The following is a 15,964-nucleotide window of genomic DNA, read 5'->3' as shown; positions in this document are numbered from 1 at the left end:
TTATAACTCGGCGGTGATAGACCCGATTAAGCGGGTTTTCACTGCCTCTTCCCGCACCGCAGTCACGACACTGCACTACTGACATAGTCGATAATGCACTCTCTCGGGTCTCCCCTCGTCGGCACGCGCTGGACAGAGCGCCTGCCACCGCGGGCGAGACGGACGACCGCGGCTCGGGAAGAGGCGGTCGGGCCCGAACTTCAGCCGTCCACAGGATGGGCGACTGCTCTCAGCTATGAGTTCCGTAGACAAGCAACTCGATGAGTTACAAGCAGAGATCGAATCCGAACTTCCGACAGACATCTCCGTCTCGGACGTGAAGTACGAGGGGCCAGAACTGGTGGTGTACACGCGGCACCCGAAGGAGTTCGCGCAGAACGGTGACCTCATCCGGAAACTGGCCTCCAAGCTCCGAAAGCGCATCACGGTCCGGCCGGACCCCGACGTGCTCACGCCGTCCAGAGAGGCCGAAGCGCAGGTGCTCGACGTCATCCCCGAGGAGGCCGGCGTCACCTCACTGGATTTCCACGAGGACACCGGCGAGATCGTCATCGAGGCCGAAAAGCCCGGGATGGTCATCGGTCGCCACGGCTCGACGCTTCGAAAGATCACCCAGGAGGTCGGCTGGACCCCCGAGGTGGTTCGAACGCCGCCAATCGAGAGCGCGACGGTGTCGAACGTCCGCAACTTCCTCAAGCAGGAACGCGAGGAGCGCCGTTCCATCCTCGAGCGCGTCGGCCGACAGATCCACCGCAAGGAGCTCTCGAACGACGAGTGGGTCCGCATCACCACCCTCGGCTGTTGCCGCGAGGTTGGTCGCGCCTCCTTTATCCTCTCGACACCCGAGACGCGCGTCCTCATCGACTGTGGCGACAAGCCCGGTGCCGAGGGCGAAGTCCCGTATCTGCAGGTCCCTGAGGCGCTCGGCGCGGGCGCGAACACGCTCGATGCGGTCGTCCTCACGCACGCTCACCTCGACCACTCCGCGCTCATCCCCCTCCTGTTCAAGTACGGCTACGACGGCCCCATCTACTGTACCGAGCCCACGCGCGACCTGATGGGCCTCCTCACGCTCGACTACCTCGACGTCGCCTCCAAGGAGGGCCGAACCCCGCCCTACGAGTCGGAGATGGTTCGGGAGGCAATCAAGCACTGTATCCCACTCGAGTACGGCGACGTGACCGACATCGCGCCGGACGTGAAGCTCACCTTCCACAACGCGGGCCACATTCTGGGCTCGGCGGTGACGCACTTCCACATCGGCGACGGCCTCTACAACGTCGCCTTCTCCGGCGACATCCACTACAAGGACACCCGGCTGTTCAACGGCGCGGTCAACGACTTCCCGCGCGTCGAGACGCTCGTCCTCGAATCCACCTACGGCGGGAGAAACGATTACCAGACCGACCAGGAGGACTCCGAGCGGAAGCTCCTCGACATCATCAACGAGACGCACGAGCAGGGTGGGAAGGTCGTCATCCCCGCCTTCGCCGTCGGCCGCTCGCAGGAGATCATGCTCGTCCTCGAGGAGGCGATGCGCAACGACAAGATTCCGAGCATGCCCGTCCACCTCGACGGGATGATCTGGGAGGCGACGGCCATCCACACCACCTATCCCGAGTACCTCCGCGACGACCTCCGCGACCGGATCTTCCACGAGGACGCCAACCCCTTCCTCGCCGAGGAGTTCAACCACATCGACGGCGGCGAAGACGAACGCCAGGAAGTGACAGACGGCGGCCCCGCCATCATCCTCTCCACCTCGGGGATGATCACGGGGGGCCCCATCATGTCGTGGCTCCGCCATCTGGGACCGGACCCGGACTCGAACCTCGTCTTCGTCGGCTACCAGGCGCAGGGGACCCTCGGGCGGCGAATCCAGAACGGCTGGGACGAGATTCCGGTGAACGACCGCAACGACATGGGTCGGTCGTCGACCCTCACGCTCAAGATGGGCGTCAAGACCGTCGACGGGTTCTCCGGCCACGCCGACAGGCAGGGGCTGGAGAACTTCGTCAAGACGATGAACCCCCGCCCCGAGAAGGTGCTCTGCGTCCACGGCGACGAACGCTCCGTGCAGGACCTCTCCTCGGCGCTGTATCACAACTACAACATGCGGACCTTCGCCCCGAAGAACCTCGAGACGTTCCGGTTCAAGTAAGCGCGGACACGCCGGGACCGAGTCTCACCGCCGTCGCTAGGTTCAAGCCGCGGCCTTCCACACTCTCTCGTATGCGTCTCGCGCTGATCGCTCACGACGAGAAGAAGCCCGACCTCATCGAATTCGCGCAGGAACACCAGGAACTCCTCGCGACCTGTGAACTCATCGCCACGGGGACGACGGGAAAACGGCTCCGCGAGGAGACGGAGCTGGCGGTCGAGCCGAAGAAGTCCGGCCCCCTGGGTGGGGACCTCCAGATCGGGGCCGAGGTCGCGGAAGGGTCGTGCCACGGCATCGTCTTCTTCCGCGACCCCCTCACCGCTCAACCTCACGAGCCCGACGTCTCCGCCCTCATGCGCATCTGTGACGTCCACGACGTCCCGCTCGCGACGAACCGCGCGAGCGCCGACGCCATCGTCGAGGTGATGACGAGCGCCTGAACCCGACAGTACTTCTCAGAAGACTGTCCAGATACGTGATGTTTTTGTCCTTCGGGCGCGCATCCCCGCTATGGTTCCTCGCGGGTCGTCCCCGCTCTCGGGCCGGATGGCGCTCCTCGCCGCCGTCCTGGTCGTCTGCAGTGCGGTCAGCCCGGCCGCCGCCGCGACGCCCGGTTCGAAGACCACCGCGGACCGCTGTTTCCCCCCCGACGGCTGGGAGTTCGTCGTCGGAACCGAGGGCCCACAGATTCGATTCGTCCTGCACCTGTCACTGCTGCCGGCGGTCGTCGCGGGTGACGACCCGACCAACGTGACGTCGACGAACACGACGCTCGCGAACCGGAGCGCCCCGTACGCCGCCGGCGCGTTCGGCATCGAGGCCGTCGCGACGACCGGGACGGACCAGATCGTCTCGCTACAGTCCGGCGTGCTGTTCGAGGGCGTCGAGAACGCCACCGCGTTCGTGTCGAACCCCTTCGCCCCGTTCGCCTTCGTGTTCGACTACCGGCTCACCATCCCCGCGTTCGAGGGGACGACGGCCGACTCGGACTACCGCGTCAGCGACGCCCCGGTCGAAGGTCCGGTCGAGGAAGCGGCCTGTTCGCGCTGACCGCCGAAGGGGTCGTATCGGCTGTCGGATTCGGAGCCACCGGGAGGTGGTCAGGACGCCGGACGGACGCGGGCCTCACTCCCGTCGGGGTCGGTGAGTCGGAGCGTGTCACACCCCACGGTACGCGAGCGGCCGTAAAAGCTCAGTCGGCGACGTCCGCCGGGTCGCGTACCTCGCCGTCGAGTTCGTCGATTCCCACCCTGTCACACGAATCGTACAGCGGACAGGCTTCGGGGCCGTCGAGACACGCCGGTTTGCGCGCCGAGCAGTAGTCGCGCCCGAACTGGATCATCGCGGTGTGGCCGAAGCCGCACTTCTCCGCGGGAACGTCGCGTTCGAGATGCGCCCTCACGGCCTCGTGGTCGGCGTCGGCGGGCGCGAGCCCCATCCGCCGGGCGATCCGGTGGACGTGGGTGTCGACGGGGAAGACGCCGCCGCGACCGCCGGCGAAGAGCAGCACGCAGTCGGCGGTCTTCGGGCCGACCCCCTTCACCGAGAGGAGCGTGTCGCGGACCTCGCTCGGGTCGTCCTCGCGGACGAACCGGTCGAACTCCCGCGTCGACCCGTACTCGTCGAGCACCCACCGAGCGGTTCGGACGATGACCTCGGACTTCTGGTTGTACAGCCCCGCGGAGGCGATGGTCTCGGCGAGTTCGTCCTGCGGAGCCTCCGCGAGCGTCTCCGCGAGTTCGTCGGCGGGGCCGTACCGGGTCATCAGGCTGTCGTGTGCGGGTTGGCTCGCCTTGTCCGAGGTGTTCTGACTCAGAATCGTTCGCACGAGACACTCGAAGCCGTCCTGCCCGCCGTAGGCCTTCTGCCAGTACCTCGCGCCGAGTTCGTCGACGACGGCCTCCGCGCGCGTACCCGACGTTCCCTCGGCGTCGAACGTCGTGAACGCGCCACCGCCGCCCGCCCCGCCGCTGATGTTCTCGGCGGGTTCGTCTCGCTGGTCGGTCATCGGTGGAGGGGACGGACGCGACCGTAAGAAGCGTGACGACTCTCGCGGCACGTCCGACCTCCCCGTCGGGAGAACCCTTTTGCCCGGACCGCCCCAAGCGCTCGTATGGCCCTCGAATCATTCACAGTGGTCCCCCTCCAACTGGGACTGGGACTCGGAGTCGCCGCCATCGGCTTCCTCGTCCTCGTCCTCGCCATCGCCACGGTGTGGTCGATGGTCGAGATCGTCGACGCCTACGAGAAGAAGGCGCTCACGGTGTTCGGCGAGTACCGCAAACTCCTCGAGCCGGGTATCAACTTCATCCCGCCGTTCGTCTCGCGGACGTACGCGTTCGACATGCGGACGCAGACGCTCGACGTGCCTCGACAGGAGGCCATCACCCGCGACAACTCGCCCGTCACGGCCGACGCCGTCGTCTACATCAAGGTGATGGACGCGAAGAAGGCCTTCCTCGAGGTCGACGACTACAAGAAGGCCGTCTCGAACCTCGCCCAGACGACCCTGCGCGCCGTCTTGGGGGACATGGAACTCGACGACACGCTCAACAAGCGCCAGGAGATCAACGCTCGCATCCGCAAGGAACTGGACGAACCCACCGACGAGTGGGGTGTTCGGGTCGAGTCCGTGGAAGTGAGAGAGGTCAACCCGAGCCCCGACGTCCAGCAGGCGATGGAGCAGCAGACCTCCGCCGAGCGCCGCCGCCGCGCCATGATCCTCGAAGCGCAGGGTGAACGCCGCTCCGCCGTCGAGACGGCGGAGGGTGAGAAGCAGTCGAACATCATCCGCGCCCAGGGGAAGAAGCAGTCGCAGATCCTCGAAGCGCAGGGTGACGCCATCTCGACCGTGCTCCGCGCCAAGTCCGCCGAGTCGATGGGCGAGCGTGCAATCATCGACAAGGGGATGGAGACCCTAGAGCGCATCGGTCAGGGCGAGTCGACGACGTTCGTCCTGCCGCAGGAACTCACCTCGCTCCTCGGTCGGTACGGCAAGCAGCTGACCGACAGCGACGTCCAGCAGTCGGCGGGACTCAACAGCCTCGACTTCGACGCCGAGACGCGACAGATGCTCGGCCTCGACGACATCGACGAGATACTCGGTCAGATCGACGAGGCCGCCGAGATGGACGTCGAGCAGATGGAGAAGGAAGCAGAGGCGATCAAGGCCGGCAACGTCGACGCCGACATCAAGAGCGCCGACGAGGTCGTCGCCGAGGCCGACGAGGGGTCGGCGATGAGCGAAGAGGAGGTCGTCACCGAAGTCGACACCGACGGCGGCGCGCCCGACGAAGAAGACGACGAGGAGATGGAGTTCGACGCGAACCTCGAGTCCTGAGTCGGGCCTGACTGTCTCTCGCTCCGGAGAGTCATGACAACGTGGGGACGGGAATCTCATCGTTGAGACCCGAGCCCGAAGCCTTTTCATCGGTAACTCGCCTACTCAGACCTGTAACATGTCCGAGCAGCCGAGCGTCGACGAGGAGAAACGGACGACGCTCCGTCGGTTCGCCGCACTCGGGACGGCGACGCCGCTTGTCGGCCTCGGCAGCCGGAACGATACCGACACCGGAAACAGCGAGACGCGCGCGGCCATCCGCGGCTACCTCGCGACGACGCCCGGTGCACACTTCTCGAAGATACGCGACGACCTCAAACTCGGCACCGGCGAGACCCAGCACCACCTCCGCCGCCTGGTGGAGGCCGGGGCCGTCGAGACCCGGAAGGACGGCGACTACCGTCGCTACTTCACGGCTGGGCAGTTCTCCGACTTCGAACAGGTCGCACTCGGCTACCTCCGCCGTGAGACCGCCCGCGGCGTCTTGCTCGCGCTCATCAGGGACCCGACGGCGACGGGGAGCGACATCGCACGGGCGCTCGACGTCTCCCGAGCGACGGTCAGCACGACCGCGAAGGAACTCGACGCCGTGGGACTGCTCTCGCGGGCCGACGGCTACGCGGTTCGGAACCCCGAGACGGTGCTGACGCTGCTGGTCCGGTTCGCGGACTCCTTCGGCGAGGACGCCGTCGCGTTCGCCTCCGAGGCCGCTGATTTCATCCGGTTCGAGCCGCAGAGCTGAGCGGGGTCTTCCTGGCGCGGGACGGAGACGAAAGCTGGCCCTCACAGACGGAGCACGACCGCACAGGAGAGACACGAGGCGACCGACTGCGGACCGCCGGCTGGGGGGAGCCGCGGGTCGGTTCGAGCGGGCGATCGACTACCGGGTCACTTTCCACGTCGTCCCCGACGAGTAGCCCCACTTCTCGACTGTCACGTCGAAGTCGCCGTCGAGGATGGCCCGCATGTTCGCGCCGACCTCCTTCGCCGAGAGGCCGAGGTCCTTCGCGATGAGCCGGGATTTGAAGTAGGTCTGCTCGCCGGCGTTCGTGCGGAGGTACTGGAGGATGCGGCGCTGCTTCGTCGAGAGGTCGGTCGTGGCCTGTGTCGTGCTCATGGCTCATGCATCGATACCAGCACTCATAGGGGGTTTGGTACACGCGGTTAACACCGCGCAGTCGTGCGTTTTTCGGCGACCGGGAGCCGGAGAGCCCACCCAGATACGGGGGTGTGGGTACAGTCGCCTAACTGCCACGACAGGTCGAGGGTCAGGCGGCGTAGACAGTCCACACCGCACGAGAGACCAGTCGGGCGACGAGTCGCCGGCCGACGCGGGCGTTCCCGAGTCAGAAAGTTCTTGTCCGCGCGGCGGCGACTGAGGCCAAATGGGGCCTGCGGCGTCGGTCGAGGTGAGCGTCGTCCTCCCGGCGTACAACGAGGAGGACAGCATCGAGGAGACGGTCCAGCGGACACTGACGGCACTGGACGGCTTTCTCACGGGGGGGTACGAGGTCATCGTCGCCGAGGACGGCTGTGACGACGACACCCCCGACATCGCGACCCGACTCGCCGCCGAGGACTCGCGGATTCGGCACGTCCACAGCGACGAGCGCCTCGGGCGGGGTGGCGCGCTCGAGCGCGCCTTCGAGGCGGCTCACGGGGACGTGCTCGTCTACTTCGACACCGACCTGGCGACAGACCTGAAACACCTCGAGGAGCTGGTCGAGCGAATCCGGTCGGGCGAGTACGACGTCGCCACCGGGTCACGGTGGCTCCCCGGTCGGGTCGCGGACAGACCCGCGAAACGCGGCGTCCCCTCTCGGGGGTACAACTCGCTCGTCCGCCTCTTGTTGCACTCCGAGCTTCGCGACCACCAGTGCGGATTCAAGGCCTTCTCGCGGGACGCGTTCGACCACCTCTCCACACAGGTCGAAGACGCCCACTGGTTCTGGGACACGGAGATGCTCGTCCGCGCCCAGCGGGAGGGGTTCCGCGTGGCCGAGTTCCCCGTCGACTGGACGCCGAAGGGTGACACGAAGGTCGACCTGGTCCGCGACGTGTTCGGGATGGGCTCGCAGGTCCTCCGCACCTGGTGGCAACTCTCGGTCCAGCCGCGCGTCACTCGGCGCGTGACGCTCACCGCTGGGGGGGTGCTCACGCTGCTCGCGCTCGTGTTGATGACGCAGTACATCGACTTCGGCGCCGTCGTGACCGAGATGCGGCAGGCCGACCCCGCGTTGGTCATCGGTGGCGCACTCATCTACGTCCTCTCGTGGCCACTGCGCGGTCTCCGATACCGCGACATCCTCGCCGAACAGGGGTATCGGACCAGTGTCGGCTTCCTCACCGGTGCGGTGTTCATCTCACAGACGGGGAACCTCGTCTTCCCCGCCCGGGCCGGCGACGCCGTCCGGGCGTACGTCGTCAAGATGCGTCGGGGCATTCCCTACCCGTCGGGCTTCGCTTCGCTCGCCGTCGAGCGGGTGTTCGACCTCCTGACCATCACGCTCCTCGCGGGCATCGTGCTCATCGGATACACCGTGACGGGCCAGACGGCGGAACTCGCCCGGGCCGTGACGGGCGCGGAGGGTGCCGGACGGGTGGCCGTCGCCGTCGCCACGGCCGTCGGCATCGGCGCCGTCGTCGCCGTCGCCGCGATCATCGCCTCGGCGCGGTCGGGGACGCGGTTCGTCCGGGGCGCGGTCTATCGCTTCTCGACCGACTCGTACGCCGAGCGCGTCATCGAGGTGCTCGAACAGTTCGTCGGTGACGTCCAGCGCGTCGCCGGGACGCGGGCTGGCTTCAGCCGAATCGGCCTCACCAGCGTCCTCATCTGGACGCTCGACGTCGTGACCGCCGTGTTCGTCCTCCGGGCGTTCGAACCGGGGATGGGGCTCGTGACACTCGTCTCCGTCGGCTTCTTCGCCGTCAGCGTCGGCAACCTCGCGAAGGTCCTGCCGCTCTCGCCTGGCGGCGTCGGCCTGTACGAGGGCGCGTTCACGCTGCTCGTAGTGGGACTCACCGGTGTCGGCTACCCGCTCGCGCTCGGGGCGGCCGTCCTCGACCACGCGGTGAAGAACATCGTCACGGTCATCGGCGGCGTGGCGTCGATGCTCGCGCTCAACGTCTCGTTGACCACCGCCGTCGACCAGGGTCCCGACGGTGGCGACGTCGAGGTGGACGTCGTACAGGACGACTGAGCGCGAGTTCAGTAGTGGTCGCTCAGGAACGGCCCGGCGGCCGCGGCCACCGCCGATTCGAGCGCGTCGGTCCGCGTCAGCGTCCCCGCAGTGAACGCCCCGGCCGCCCCCTGTTTCTTCGCCACGTCGTCCGTGCCGAGGACGTCGTCCATCACCGGCCCGAGTTCCTCGCCCGCGCGCAGTCGGGCGGCGATACGGTCGGGGAGCGGGAGCGTGGGCCCGCCGCCACAGGAGAGCCTGTCACCGTCCGTAACCGCCGCCCACATGACGAGCGAGAGGTCGTCACCGACGGGGGCAAGCGGTCCGCAGTCGGCAGAGTCGACGGCTGCCACCCCGCCCTCGATACCCACAGCGAGGTCGGCGGCCGCCGCCTCGGCGAACGCCCGTCGCGCCCGGGTGACCGCCCCGTGCCGTGTCTCGGCGCGGCCGAACGGCTGTTCGCTCACGCCGGAGTCGACGACGACGGCCTCGACCGCCGCCGCGTCGAACACCCGCGCCGTCGCGTCACGCTTCACCGGGTTCCCGCTGCCGACCGCGATGCGCATGGCAGAGGGTGTGGCGGCGAAGGCTAAAACCGGCCCGTTCCCGTCCCGACGTGGCGAGAGGGACACGACCGCCCGCCGGGGTGTCAAACAATCGTATATAAATATACGGTAACACGTGTCGTGATTCGCCGAATCGAGGCGATTCACGGACATATACCACCAGAATGCGTCAAGTATATATACTACCACTCCGTCGTCAACGCAACAGACTGCACCGGCCTTTTCGCGGACGCCACGGATGCCGGGAGCACCTGCCGTCGTATCCATGAGCGAGAAATCATACGGACGCACACGACTACGAGACGCACCGCGCGAACGAAGTGACGAGCGGACGACCGAGAGCGAGACGACCGGTGACGAACTGACCTGCCCCGAGTGTTCGGGGAACGTCGTCACCGACGACGAGCACGGCGAGACCGTGTGTGAAGACTGCGGGCTCGTCATCACCACCGACTCCGTCGACCGCGGCCCGGAGTGGCGCGCGTTCGACGCCCGCGAGAAGGACCAGAAGTCGCGCGTCGGGGCCCCGACGACGAACACGATGCACGACAAGGGGCTGTCGACCAACATCGACTGGCGCGACAAGGACGCCTACGGCAACTCGCTGGGCGCGCGCCAGCGCCAGAAGATGCAGCGGCTCCGCAAGTGGAACGAGCGGTTCCGCACCCGCGACTCCAAGGAGCGCAACCTCAAGCAGGCGCTCGGCGAGATCGACCGGATGGCTTCTGCCCTTGGTCTCCCGGACAACGTCCGCGAGACCGCGTCGGTCATCTACCGCCGCGCGCTCTCGGAGGACCTCCTACCTGGAAGAAGCATCGAGGGCGTCTCCACCTCCTGCACCTACGCCGCCGCGCGGATGGCCGGCGTCCCACGCTCGCTCGACGAGATCGCCGAGGTCTCTCGCGTCGAGAAGAGCGAGGTCGCCCGCACCTACCGCTACGTCTCTCGCGAACTCTCGCTCGAGGTGAAGCCCGCCGACCCCGAGCAGTACGTCCCGCGCTTTGCGAGCGAACTCGGCCTCTCCGACGAGTCGAAGATGCGCGCCCGACAGCTCCTGCAGAACGCGAAGGAACAGGGCGTCCACTCGGGGAAGTCTCCCGTCGGCCTCGCCGCCGCCGCGGTGTACGCCGCCTCCCTCCTCACCAACGAGAAGACGACGCAGGCCGCCGTGAGCGAGGTCGCCGACATCTCGGAAGTGACCATCCGGAACCGCTACCACGAACTGCTGGAAGCCGAAGAGCAGATCGGCCTGGCCTGAGTCGCTGGATTCGGGCCGCGGGAGCCCCGGAACCATCACCTCGTCTCGTTTCGCTGCGGTCGCGCGTCCTCACCGCGACGGCCGCGCCTGCACGCACCCGACCATCGACGCGACCCCAAAGCCTACTAGCCCTGCCGTCGTCCATCGGCCGATGCGGACCGAGCACGTCCTCCACGTCGGGGACAGTCGGGAGTCGGACGTGGCCGACGAGAGCGTCGACCTCGTCGTCACCTCGCCGCCGTACCCGATGATCGAGATGTGGGACGAGCAGTTCGCCGCCCTCTCGCCCGCGGTGGGCCGAGCACTCGGCGAGGGGCGCGGGGACGACGCGTTCGACGCGATGCACGAACTCCTCGACGCGGTGTGGGGCGAGGTCGACCGCGTGCTTCGGCCGAGCGGCATCGCCTGCGTCAACGTCGGCGACGCCACCCGCTCGCTGGACGGCGAGTTCCAGTGTTTCCCCAACCACGCGCGGGTGACGCAGGCGTTCCGCGAGCGGGGCTTCTCACCCCTGCCGACGGTCCTCTGGCGGAAGCCGACGAATCGGCTAACGAAGTTCATGGGCTCGGGGATGCTGCCGACGAACGCCTACGTCACGCTCGAACACGAGCACGTGCTCGTCTTCCGGAAGGGCCCGCGGAGACAGTTCCCGCCCCACGACGAGTCGCGGTACGAGAGCGCGTTCTTCTGGGAGGAGCGCAACCGCTGGTTCTCCGACCTCTGGGAGCTCCACGGCGCGTCGCAGGCCCGTGAGGGCGACGGCCGCGACCGGAGCGGGTCGTTCCCGCTCGCTCTCCCGCTCAGGCTCGTCCGGATGTACTCGACCTACGGGGACCGCGTGTACGACCCGTTCGCCGGGACGGGGACGACGACGCTTGCGGCCATGCTCGCCGGCCGAGACTCCGTCGGGACGGAACTCGAACCTGACCTCCTGAGCGCCTTCGACGACCGCCTGGACGGGCTCCCCGAGCGCGCCAGACAGCGCCTCGACGCGCGCCTCGACAGACACCGCACGTTCGTCCGCGAGCGCGACGAACCGCTCGAGTACGACGCCGTCCACTACGACTTCCCGGTCGTGACCAAACAGGAGCGACACGTCCGCTTCTACGACGTGACCGACGCCGAAGCCGCCGATGGAGAGGGGCCGCGCCAGTATTCGGTGTCGTACGAGCCGCGATAGCAGCGTCCGGAGGCGTTTTGTCCTTCGACTCGGTGGTGCTGGTATGCTCGACTTCGACGCGTTCGTCCTCTGTGCATCGACGGGGGACCTCGCAGACGCGGAGACCGAGACGGCGCGCGAACACGCCGACGCCGTCGAGTTCCGGCTGGACCTCGCCGACGACCCCCTCGCGGCGCTCGACGACTATCCGAGCGACGGGCTTCCACTTCTCGTCACGTACCGTCCCGAGTGGGAGGGCGGCGCGTTCGCGGGCGCGGAAGCCTCCCGGCTCGACGGCCTCGTCGCGGCGGCTGACCACGACGCCGTCGGCGCTGTCGACCTCGAACTCGAGACGCTCAGGACCGAACAGGGCGTGGAGACGGCCGACGCCGTTCGCGAGCGCGGCGCGGCCGTCGTGGCCTCGGTCCACGACTTCGAGGGCACCCCGGCGTCGTCGGCGCTGCGACGACTCCTCCACGAGGCGGCCTCGCTGGGCGACGTCGGGAAGGTCGCCGTCACCGCCGAGACGGGGGCCGACGCGCTCCGACTCCTCGAGGCGACTCACGCCGCGACGGCGTGGGGCGACCCCGTCGCGACGATGGCGATGGGGGCGGCCGGGAGTCACACCCGTGCGGTCGCCCCGGTGTACGGTTCGAAAATCGGCTACGCGCCCCTCACCCCCGCGCAGGCGACAGCGCCCGGACAGTACGACCTCGCCACGCTCCGGGCGCTCGTCGACGGGCTGGTCGGGCGCTAATCGACGGCAGTCGTCGGGCTGACGGCGAGCCGACGGGTGGCTGACGCCGTATCCGGACACTTAAGCGGGCGGAGCGTCCTCTCTCTGAGAGAGCGCAATGTCGAACACACGTCGCCGCGCGCTGGTCGCGGCTCTCGTCGGTGTCCTCGGCGCGACCATCGGAATCGCCGGGGTCGGCCACGCGTACCTGCGCGAGTGGCGACGCGCAGTCGCGTGGTTCACCTTCGTCCTCGGCGCAGAACTGGTGTTGCTCTCGGTGTTCGCCGACCCCGCGGCTGTCGTCGGGTCCGGGTCGTCGATGCCGACGACGCTCTCGAACCTCATGTCGACGGCTTCGACCCTGCCGTCGACGGTCACCGGGCCGCTACTCGTCCTGCTCGTGTTGAGCACCGTCGACGCGTATCGACTCGGGCTGATGGGTGGCGAGGCCGGCGAGGACGCCGGGCCGTCGTGCCCGTACTGCGGGCAGGCGGTCGACCCCGAACTCGACTTCTGTCAGTGGTGTACCGGCCGGTTCGAGACGGCACCGGAAGAGACGGAGACCACGGAACCGCGCCCGGCGAGCCACGACCACGGCTCGCGGCAGTAGCGGTCGCGGCGGCGTTACTTCTCGATGATGGACTCTTCGACGGCCTCGCCGAAGTGCCGAGCGGTGTCCTCGTAGTACACCAGTACCTCGTCACCCGCCTCGAGGTCGGTCACGGCCTTGCGTCCCTCGCGAGTGTGGACCTTGATGGTCTCGGCGTTCTGTAAGAGCGTCTCGATGCGGTCCTCTCCGTCGTCGGTCTCGAGTCGGGCCTGGACCCGGAACATGGGGCGTTTCTCGATCTTGCAGCGCCCGACGATGGCCTCGCGCGTGTTGCCGCCGCTGTCGACGACCTGCACCTCGTCGCCGCTCTGTAACTCGGCGAGGTAGCGCGTTCCGCCGTCGGGTGCGCGGACGTACGCGTGAACGGCCCCGGCGTTCACCCGGAAGGGCCGTGAGGCCACGTAGGGTGACTCCGCGGTCTCGGCGTGGACGAAGAACAGGCCGCGGCTCATCGAGCCGACGAGCATCCCCTCGTCGTGTTCCATGAGTGACCCGGTGTCGACGCAGACGCGGTCGGCCATGCCGGTCGGTTCGATGGTCGTCACCTCGGCCCACTGCAGGTCGAGGTGTTCGCGCTCGGCGGCATCGCGAACCTCACACGTCCGGCGGATCTCGTCTGGGTCGTCGCTGTCGAGGAGCACCGAGTCCGCCCCCTGTTCGAGCGTCTCGAACGCCGTCTTGGCCTCCGCTGCGGTGGTGACGCCCGCGATGAGTTCGGTCTCCTCGCCGATGCGGGCGATGAGGTTCTCCAGCGGGATGATGGTCCAGTCCTCGCCGACGACGATGGTGTGGTCGGCCTCGCGGGCGGCCTCCTCGGCGAAGGTCTCGTACTCCTTCGAGAGGATGCGGACGTACGCGCCCTGTGCGTGGTCGTCACTGCGGCGCAGCGACGAGAGGTCCGCCGACCCCGAGAAGTCGCTGGGGAGGTCGACGGTGCCGTCGCCCTCCGACTCCTTGCCGACGAAGTACGCGTCGGCCTCCGCGTCGGGGTCGTCACCGCCTTCGGCGTCCATCACGTGGACGTCCGCGTCCGTCCTGAACGCGGCAATCTTCACGCTCCCGAGGTCGCGCACGCGGTCGACGTCGCCCTCGTCGACGAGTACCCAGTCGACACCGGACTCCAGGCCGGCGGTGATGCGTCGTTTCCTCGCCTCCCAGTCGCCGACGCTGTCGTCGGCCTTGAGCCAGACGCTTCGTGTCATGGGCGAATCCACTCGATGGGCGGGCTTGAACGTGGCGAATCCGACATCCAGCGCGGCGGTGCCCTCAGAACACCTGGAGGCCGCCGTCGACCCACACGGTCTCGCCGGTGACGTAGCCGGCGTCGTCGCTCGCGAGGAAGAGGTACGCGCCCGCGACGTCCTTGGGGTCGGCCGCGCGGCCGAGCGGGACGTGCTTGATGACCTCGCCCGCGCGGACCTCCTGTGGGGCACTCTCCGACCAGCCCTCGCTGATCTCGGTGGCGACGTGGCCGGGCGCGACAGCGTTGACGCGGATGCCGTGGTCGGCGAGTTCGAGCGCCGCGCCGCGGGTAATCATCTTCACGCCGCCCTTGGTCGAGTCGTACTGGACGTGGTCGAACTGCGCGAGTTCGGCGCTGATAGAGGCCGTGTTGATGATGCTGCCGCCGGCCCCGCGGTCGATCATGTCCTTCGCCGCGACCTGCGTGCCGTAGAAGACGCCCTTCGCGTTCACCGCGTGGAGCCGGTCGAAGTCCGCGGGGTCGAGGTCGAGGATGTTCCCCGGGCGGAAGATACCCGCGTTGTTCACCATGACGTCGACGCCGCCGAACTCGCGGGCGGTTTCGACGACGGTCTCGATGTCGTCGACGTTCGAGACGTCGGTCTCGACGTATCGACCGACGCCGCCAGCCTCGGCGACGAGTTCGTGCGTCGGGCGCGTCTCGTCGGTGTCTTTCGGGTCGGGTCTGACGTCCGCGTTGATGACTGTCGCACCTGCCGAACCGAACCGCTGGGCGACGGCGCGACCGATACCCGAGGACGCACCGGTGACGACGACCGTCGTGTCAGCGTAGTCGTATGTAACGTTCACAGCCGCGGTTCGATGGGGACGGTGAAAACAGCGCGGGTCGCGGCCCGGTGAGCGACGCCGCCGTCAGGCCTGAGCGCCGGCCTCTTCGGAGAGGCCCGCGACGTCGAGCGCCTCGTCGGCGGAGGCGTCGTCGTGGATGATGGCCGAGACGGCGCGCGTAATCGCCTCGGGGTCGTCGTGCTGGAAGATAGAGCGACCCATCGAGACGCCGGCGGCACCGCCGTCCATCGCCCCGCGGACGTTCTGGACCGTCTGTCTGTCGGTCCCCTTCGCCCCGCCAGCGATGACGACCGGGAGACGGGTGGACTCGACGACGTGCTGGAAGGAGTCGGCGTCGCCGCTGTAGGCCGTCTTGACCACGTCCGCACCGAGTTCCTCCGCGAGGCGGACGGCGTGGCCGAGGTACTCCGCGTCGTGCTCGGGGTCCTCACCTTCGAGGTTGGCCCCGCGGGCGTACGCCATCGCGAGGACCGGGATGCCGTAGTCACTCGCCTGTTCGGTGACACGCGCGAGTTCGGAGATCTGGTCGGGTTCGTAGTTCGAGCCGACGTTGATGTGGAAAGAGACGGCGTCTGCGCCCGCCCGAATCGCCTCTTTCACCGTCCCGGTGTGGCGTTTGTCGTTCGAGTCCGGGCCGACGCTGGTCGAGGCGTTGAGGTGTACGATGTAGCCCGCGCCGTTCTTGTTCGCGTGGACGCGCGGGGCGATGCCTTTCTGCGTCAGGACGGCGTCGGCGCCACCGCGCGTGATGCCGTCGATGGTCGATTCGATGTCTTTCAGCCCCTTGATGGCCCCCAGCGTGATGCCGTGGTCCATCGGGACGATGAGGTACTTGCCGCGTGTCGAGATGCGGTCGAGTCGTGCTGAGATTCCGGCGTCCATGGTTGTAGTGTGAGAATCTGT

16 protein-coding genes are annotated in these 15,964 nt (G+C 67.9%); 10 read left to right on the top strand and 6 right to left on the bottom strand.

Going from position 1 to position 15,964, the window contains the following annotated elements:
- Positions 1–235: 235 nt before the first annotated feature.
- The 3 genes from E6N53_RS00485 (at position 236) to E6N53_RS00475 (ending at position 3,211) form a co-directional block, all read left to right on the top strand.
- On the top strand, positions 236–2,161 hold the full coding sequence (locus E6N53_RS00485; protein WP_136588509.1) for a beta-CASP ribonuclease aCPSF1: 1,926 nt from the start codon (positions 236–238) through the stop codon (positions 2,159–2,161).
- A 71-nt stretch (positions 2,162–2,232) separates the two neighbouring features.
- Positions 2,233–2,601, top strand: a complete 369-nt coding sequence (locus tag E6N53_RS00480) for a methylglyoxal synthase (RefSeq protein ID WP_142856030.1) — start codon at positions 2,233–2,235, stop codon at positions 2,599–2,601.
- Between the two features lie 70 nt (positions 2,602–2,671).
- Positions 2,672–3,211 carry a DUF7332 family protein gene (locus E6N53_RS00475; RefSeq protein ID WP_142856027.1) on the top strand — a complete coding sequence of 180 codons (540 nt, stop codon included), beginning with the start codon at positions 2,672–2,674 and terminating at the stop codon, positions 3,209–3,211.
- 142 nt (positions 3,212–3,353) lie between these two features.
- On the opposite strand, the gene E6N53_RS00470 is transcribed toward E6N53_RS00475, so the two are convergent.
- The gene (locus E6N53_RS00470; protein ID WP_136602077.1) at positions 3,354–4,169 is read right to left on the bottom strand and encodes an endonuclease III domain-containing protein; all 816 of its coding nucleotides are present in this window, start codon (positions 4,167–4,169) and stop codon (positions 3,354–3,356) included.
- Between the two features lie 105 nt (positions 4,170–4,274).
- On the opposite strand from E6N53_RS00470, the gene E6N53_RS00465 reads away from it, so the two are divergent.
- Together E6N53_RS00465 and E6N53_RS00460 are read left to right on the top strand one after the other, a co-directional pair.
- Positions 4,275–5,501 carry an SPFH domain-containing protein gene (locus E6N53_RS00465; RefSeq protein WP_136588505.1) on the top strand — a complete coding sequence of 409 codons (1,227 nt, stop codon included), beginning with the start codon at positions 4,275–4,277 and terminating at the stop codon, positions 5,499–5,501.
- Between the two features lie 118 nt (positions 5,502–5,619).
- Positions 5,620–6,243 carry a winged helix-turn-helix transcriptional regulator gene (locus tag E6N53_RS00460; RefSeq protein ID WP_142856025.1) on the top strand — a complete coding sequence of 208 codons (624 nt, stop codon included), beginning with the start codon at positions 5,620–5,622 and terminating at the stop codon, positions 6,241–6,243.
- Between the two features lie 138 nt (positions 6,244–6,381).
- Here the strand turns inward: E6N53_RS00460 and E6N53_RS00455 are convergent, their stop codons facing one another.
- Entirely contained in the window at positions 6,382–6,618 is a 237-nt protein-coding gene (locus tag E6N53_RS00455) for a DUF7123 family protein (protein ID WP_136588503.1), read from the bottom strand.
- A gap of 268 nt (positions 6,619–6,886) precedes the next feature.
- Here E6N53_RS00455 and E6N53_RS00450 point away from each other — a divergent pair, with 268 nt between their 5' ends.
- Positions 6,887–8,701, top strand: a complete 1,815-nt coding sequence (locus tag E6N53_RS00450) for a flippase-like domain-containing protein (RefSeq protein WP_142856023.1) — start codon at positions 6,887–6,889, stop codon at positions 8,699–8,701.
- Positions 8,702–8,709: 8 nt separating this feature from the next.
- Here the strand turns inward: E6N53_RS00450 and yjjX are convergent, their stop codons facing one another.
- A complete protein-coding gene (yjjX, locus tag E6N53_RS00445) occupies positions 8,710–9,246 on the bottom strand; it encodes an inosine/xanthosine triphosphatase (protein WP_142856021.1) in 537 nt (178 codons plus the stop codon).
- 265 nt (positions 9,247–9,511) lie between these two features.
- Here yjjX and E6N53_RS00440 point away from each other — a divergent pair, with 265 nt between their 5' ends.
- The 4 genes from E6N53_RS00440 (at position 9,512) to E6N53_RS00425 (ending at position 13,009) form a co-directional block, all read left to right on the top strand.
- Positions 9,512–10,504 (top strand): transcription initiation factor IIB, encoded by a 993-nt coding sequence (locus E6N53_RS00440; RefSeq protein WP_142856019.1) that lies wholly within the window; start codon positions 9,512–9,514, stop codon positions 10,502–10,504.
- 151 nt (positions 10,505–10,655) lie between these two features.
- A complete protein-coding gene (locus tag E6N53_RS00435; RefSeq protein ID WP_142856017.1) occupies positions 10,656–11,684 on the top strand; it encodes a DNA-methyltransferase in 1,029 nt (342 codons plus the stop codon).
- 43 nt (positions 11,685–11,727) lie between these two features.
- Positions 11,728–12,420, top strand: a complete 693-nt coding sequence (locus E6N53_RS00430) for a type I 3-dehydroquinate dehydratase (protein ID WP_142856015.1) — start codon at positions 11,728–11,730, stop codon at positions 12,418–12,420.
- Between the two features lie 97 nt (positions 12,421–12,517).
- Positions 12,518–13,009 (top strand): DUF7575 domain-containing protein, encoded by a 492-nt coding sequence (locus E6N53_RS00425; RefSeq protein WP_236642288.1) that lies wholly within the window; start codon positions 12,518–12,520, stop codon positions 13,007–13,009.
- Positions 13,010–13,023: 14 nt separating this feature from the next.
- Here E6N53_RS00425 and E6N53_RS00420 read toward each other — a convergent pair whose 3' ends face one another.
- The 3 genes from E6N53_RS00420 to E6N53_RS00410 all read right to left on the bottom strand — a co-directional run bounded on the left by E6N53_RS00420 (position 13,024) and on the right by E6N53_RS00410 (position 15,943).
- Complete coding sequence (locus tag E6N53_RS00420) at positions 13,024–14,211, bottom strand: 3-dehydroquinate synthase II (RefSeq protein WP_136588498.1); 1,188 nt, start codon at positions 14,209–14,211, stop codon at positions 13,024–13,026.
- Between the two features lie 64 nt (positions 14,212–14,275).
- A complete protein-coding gene (locus E6N53_RS00415) occupies positions 14,276–15,061 on the bottom strand; it encodes an SDR family NAD(P)-dependent oxidoreductase (RefSeq protein ID WP_142856013.1) in 786 nt (261 codons plus the stop codon).
- A gap of 63 nt (positions 15,062–15,124) precedes the next feature.
- Positions 15,125–15,943, bottom strand: coding sequence for a 2-amino-3,7-dideoxy-D-threo-hept-6-ulosonate synthase (locus E6N53_RS00410; protein WP_136602070.1), 819 nt, complete (start codon positions 15,941–15,943; stop codon positions 15,125–15,127).
- Positions 15,944–15,964: the final 21 nt, after the last annotated feature.

This window comes from Salinigranum halophilum, assembly GCF_007004735.1.
In the GTDB taxonomy this organism is placed as follows: domain Archaea; phylum Halobacteriota; class Halobacteria; order Halobacteriales; family Haloferacaceae; genus Salinigranum; species Salinigranum halophilum.
This window is presented reverse-complemented; position numbering and strand designations above follow the sequence as displayed.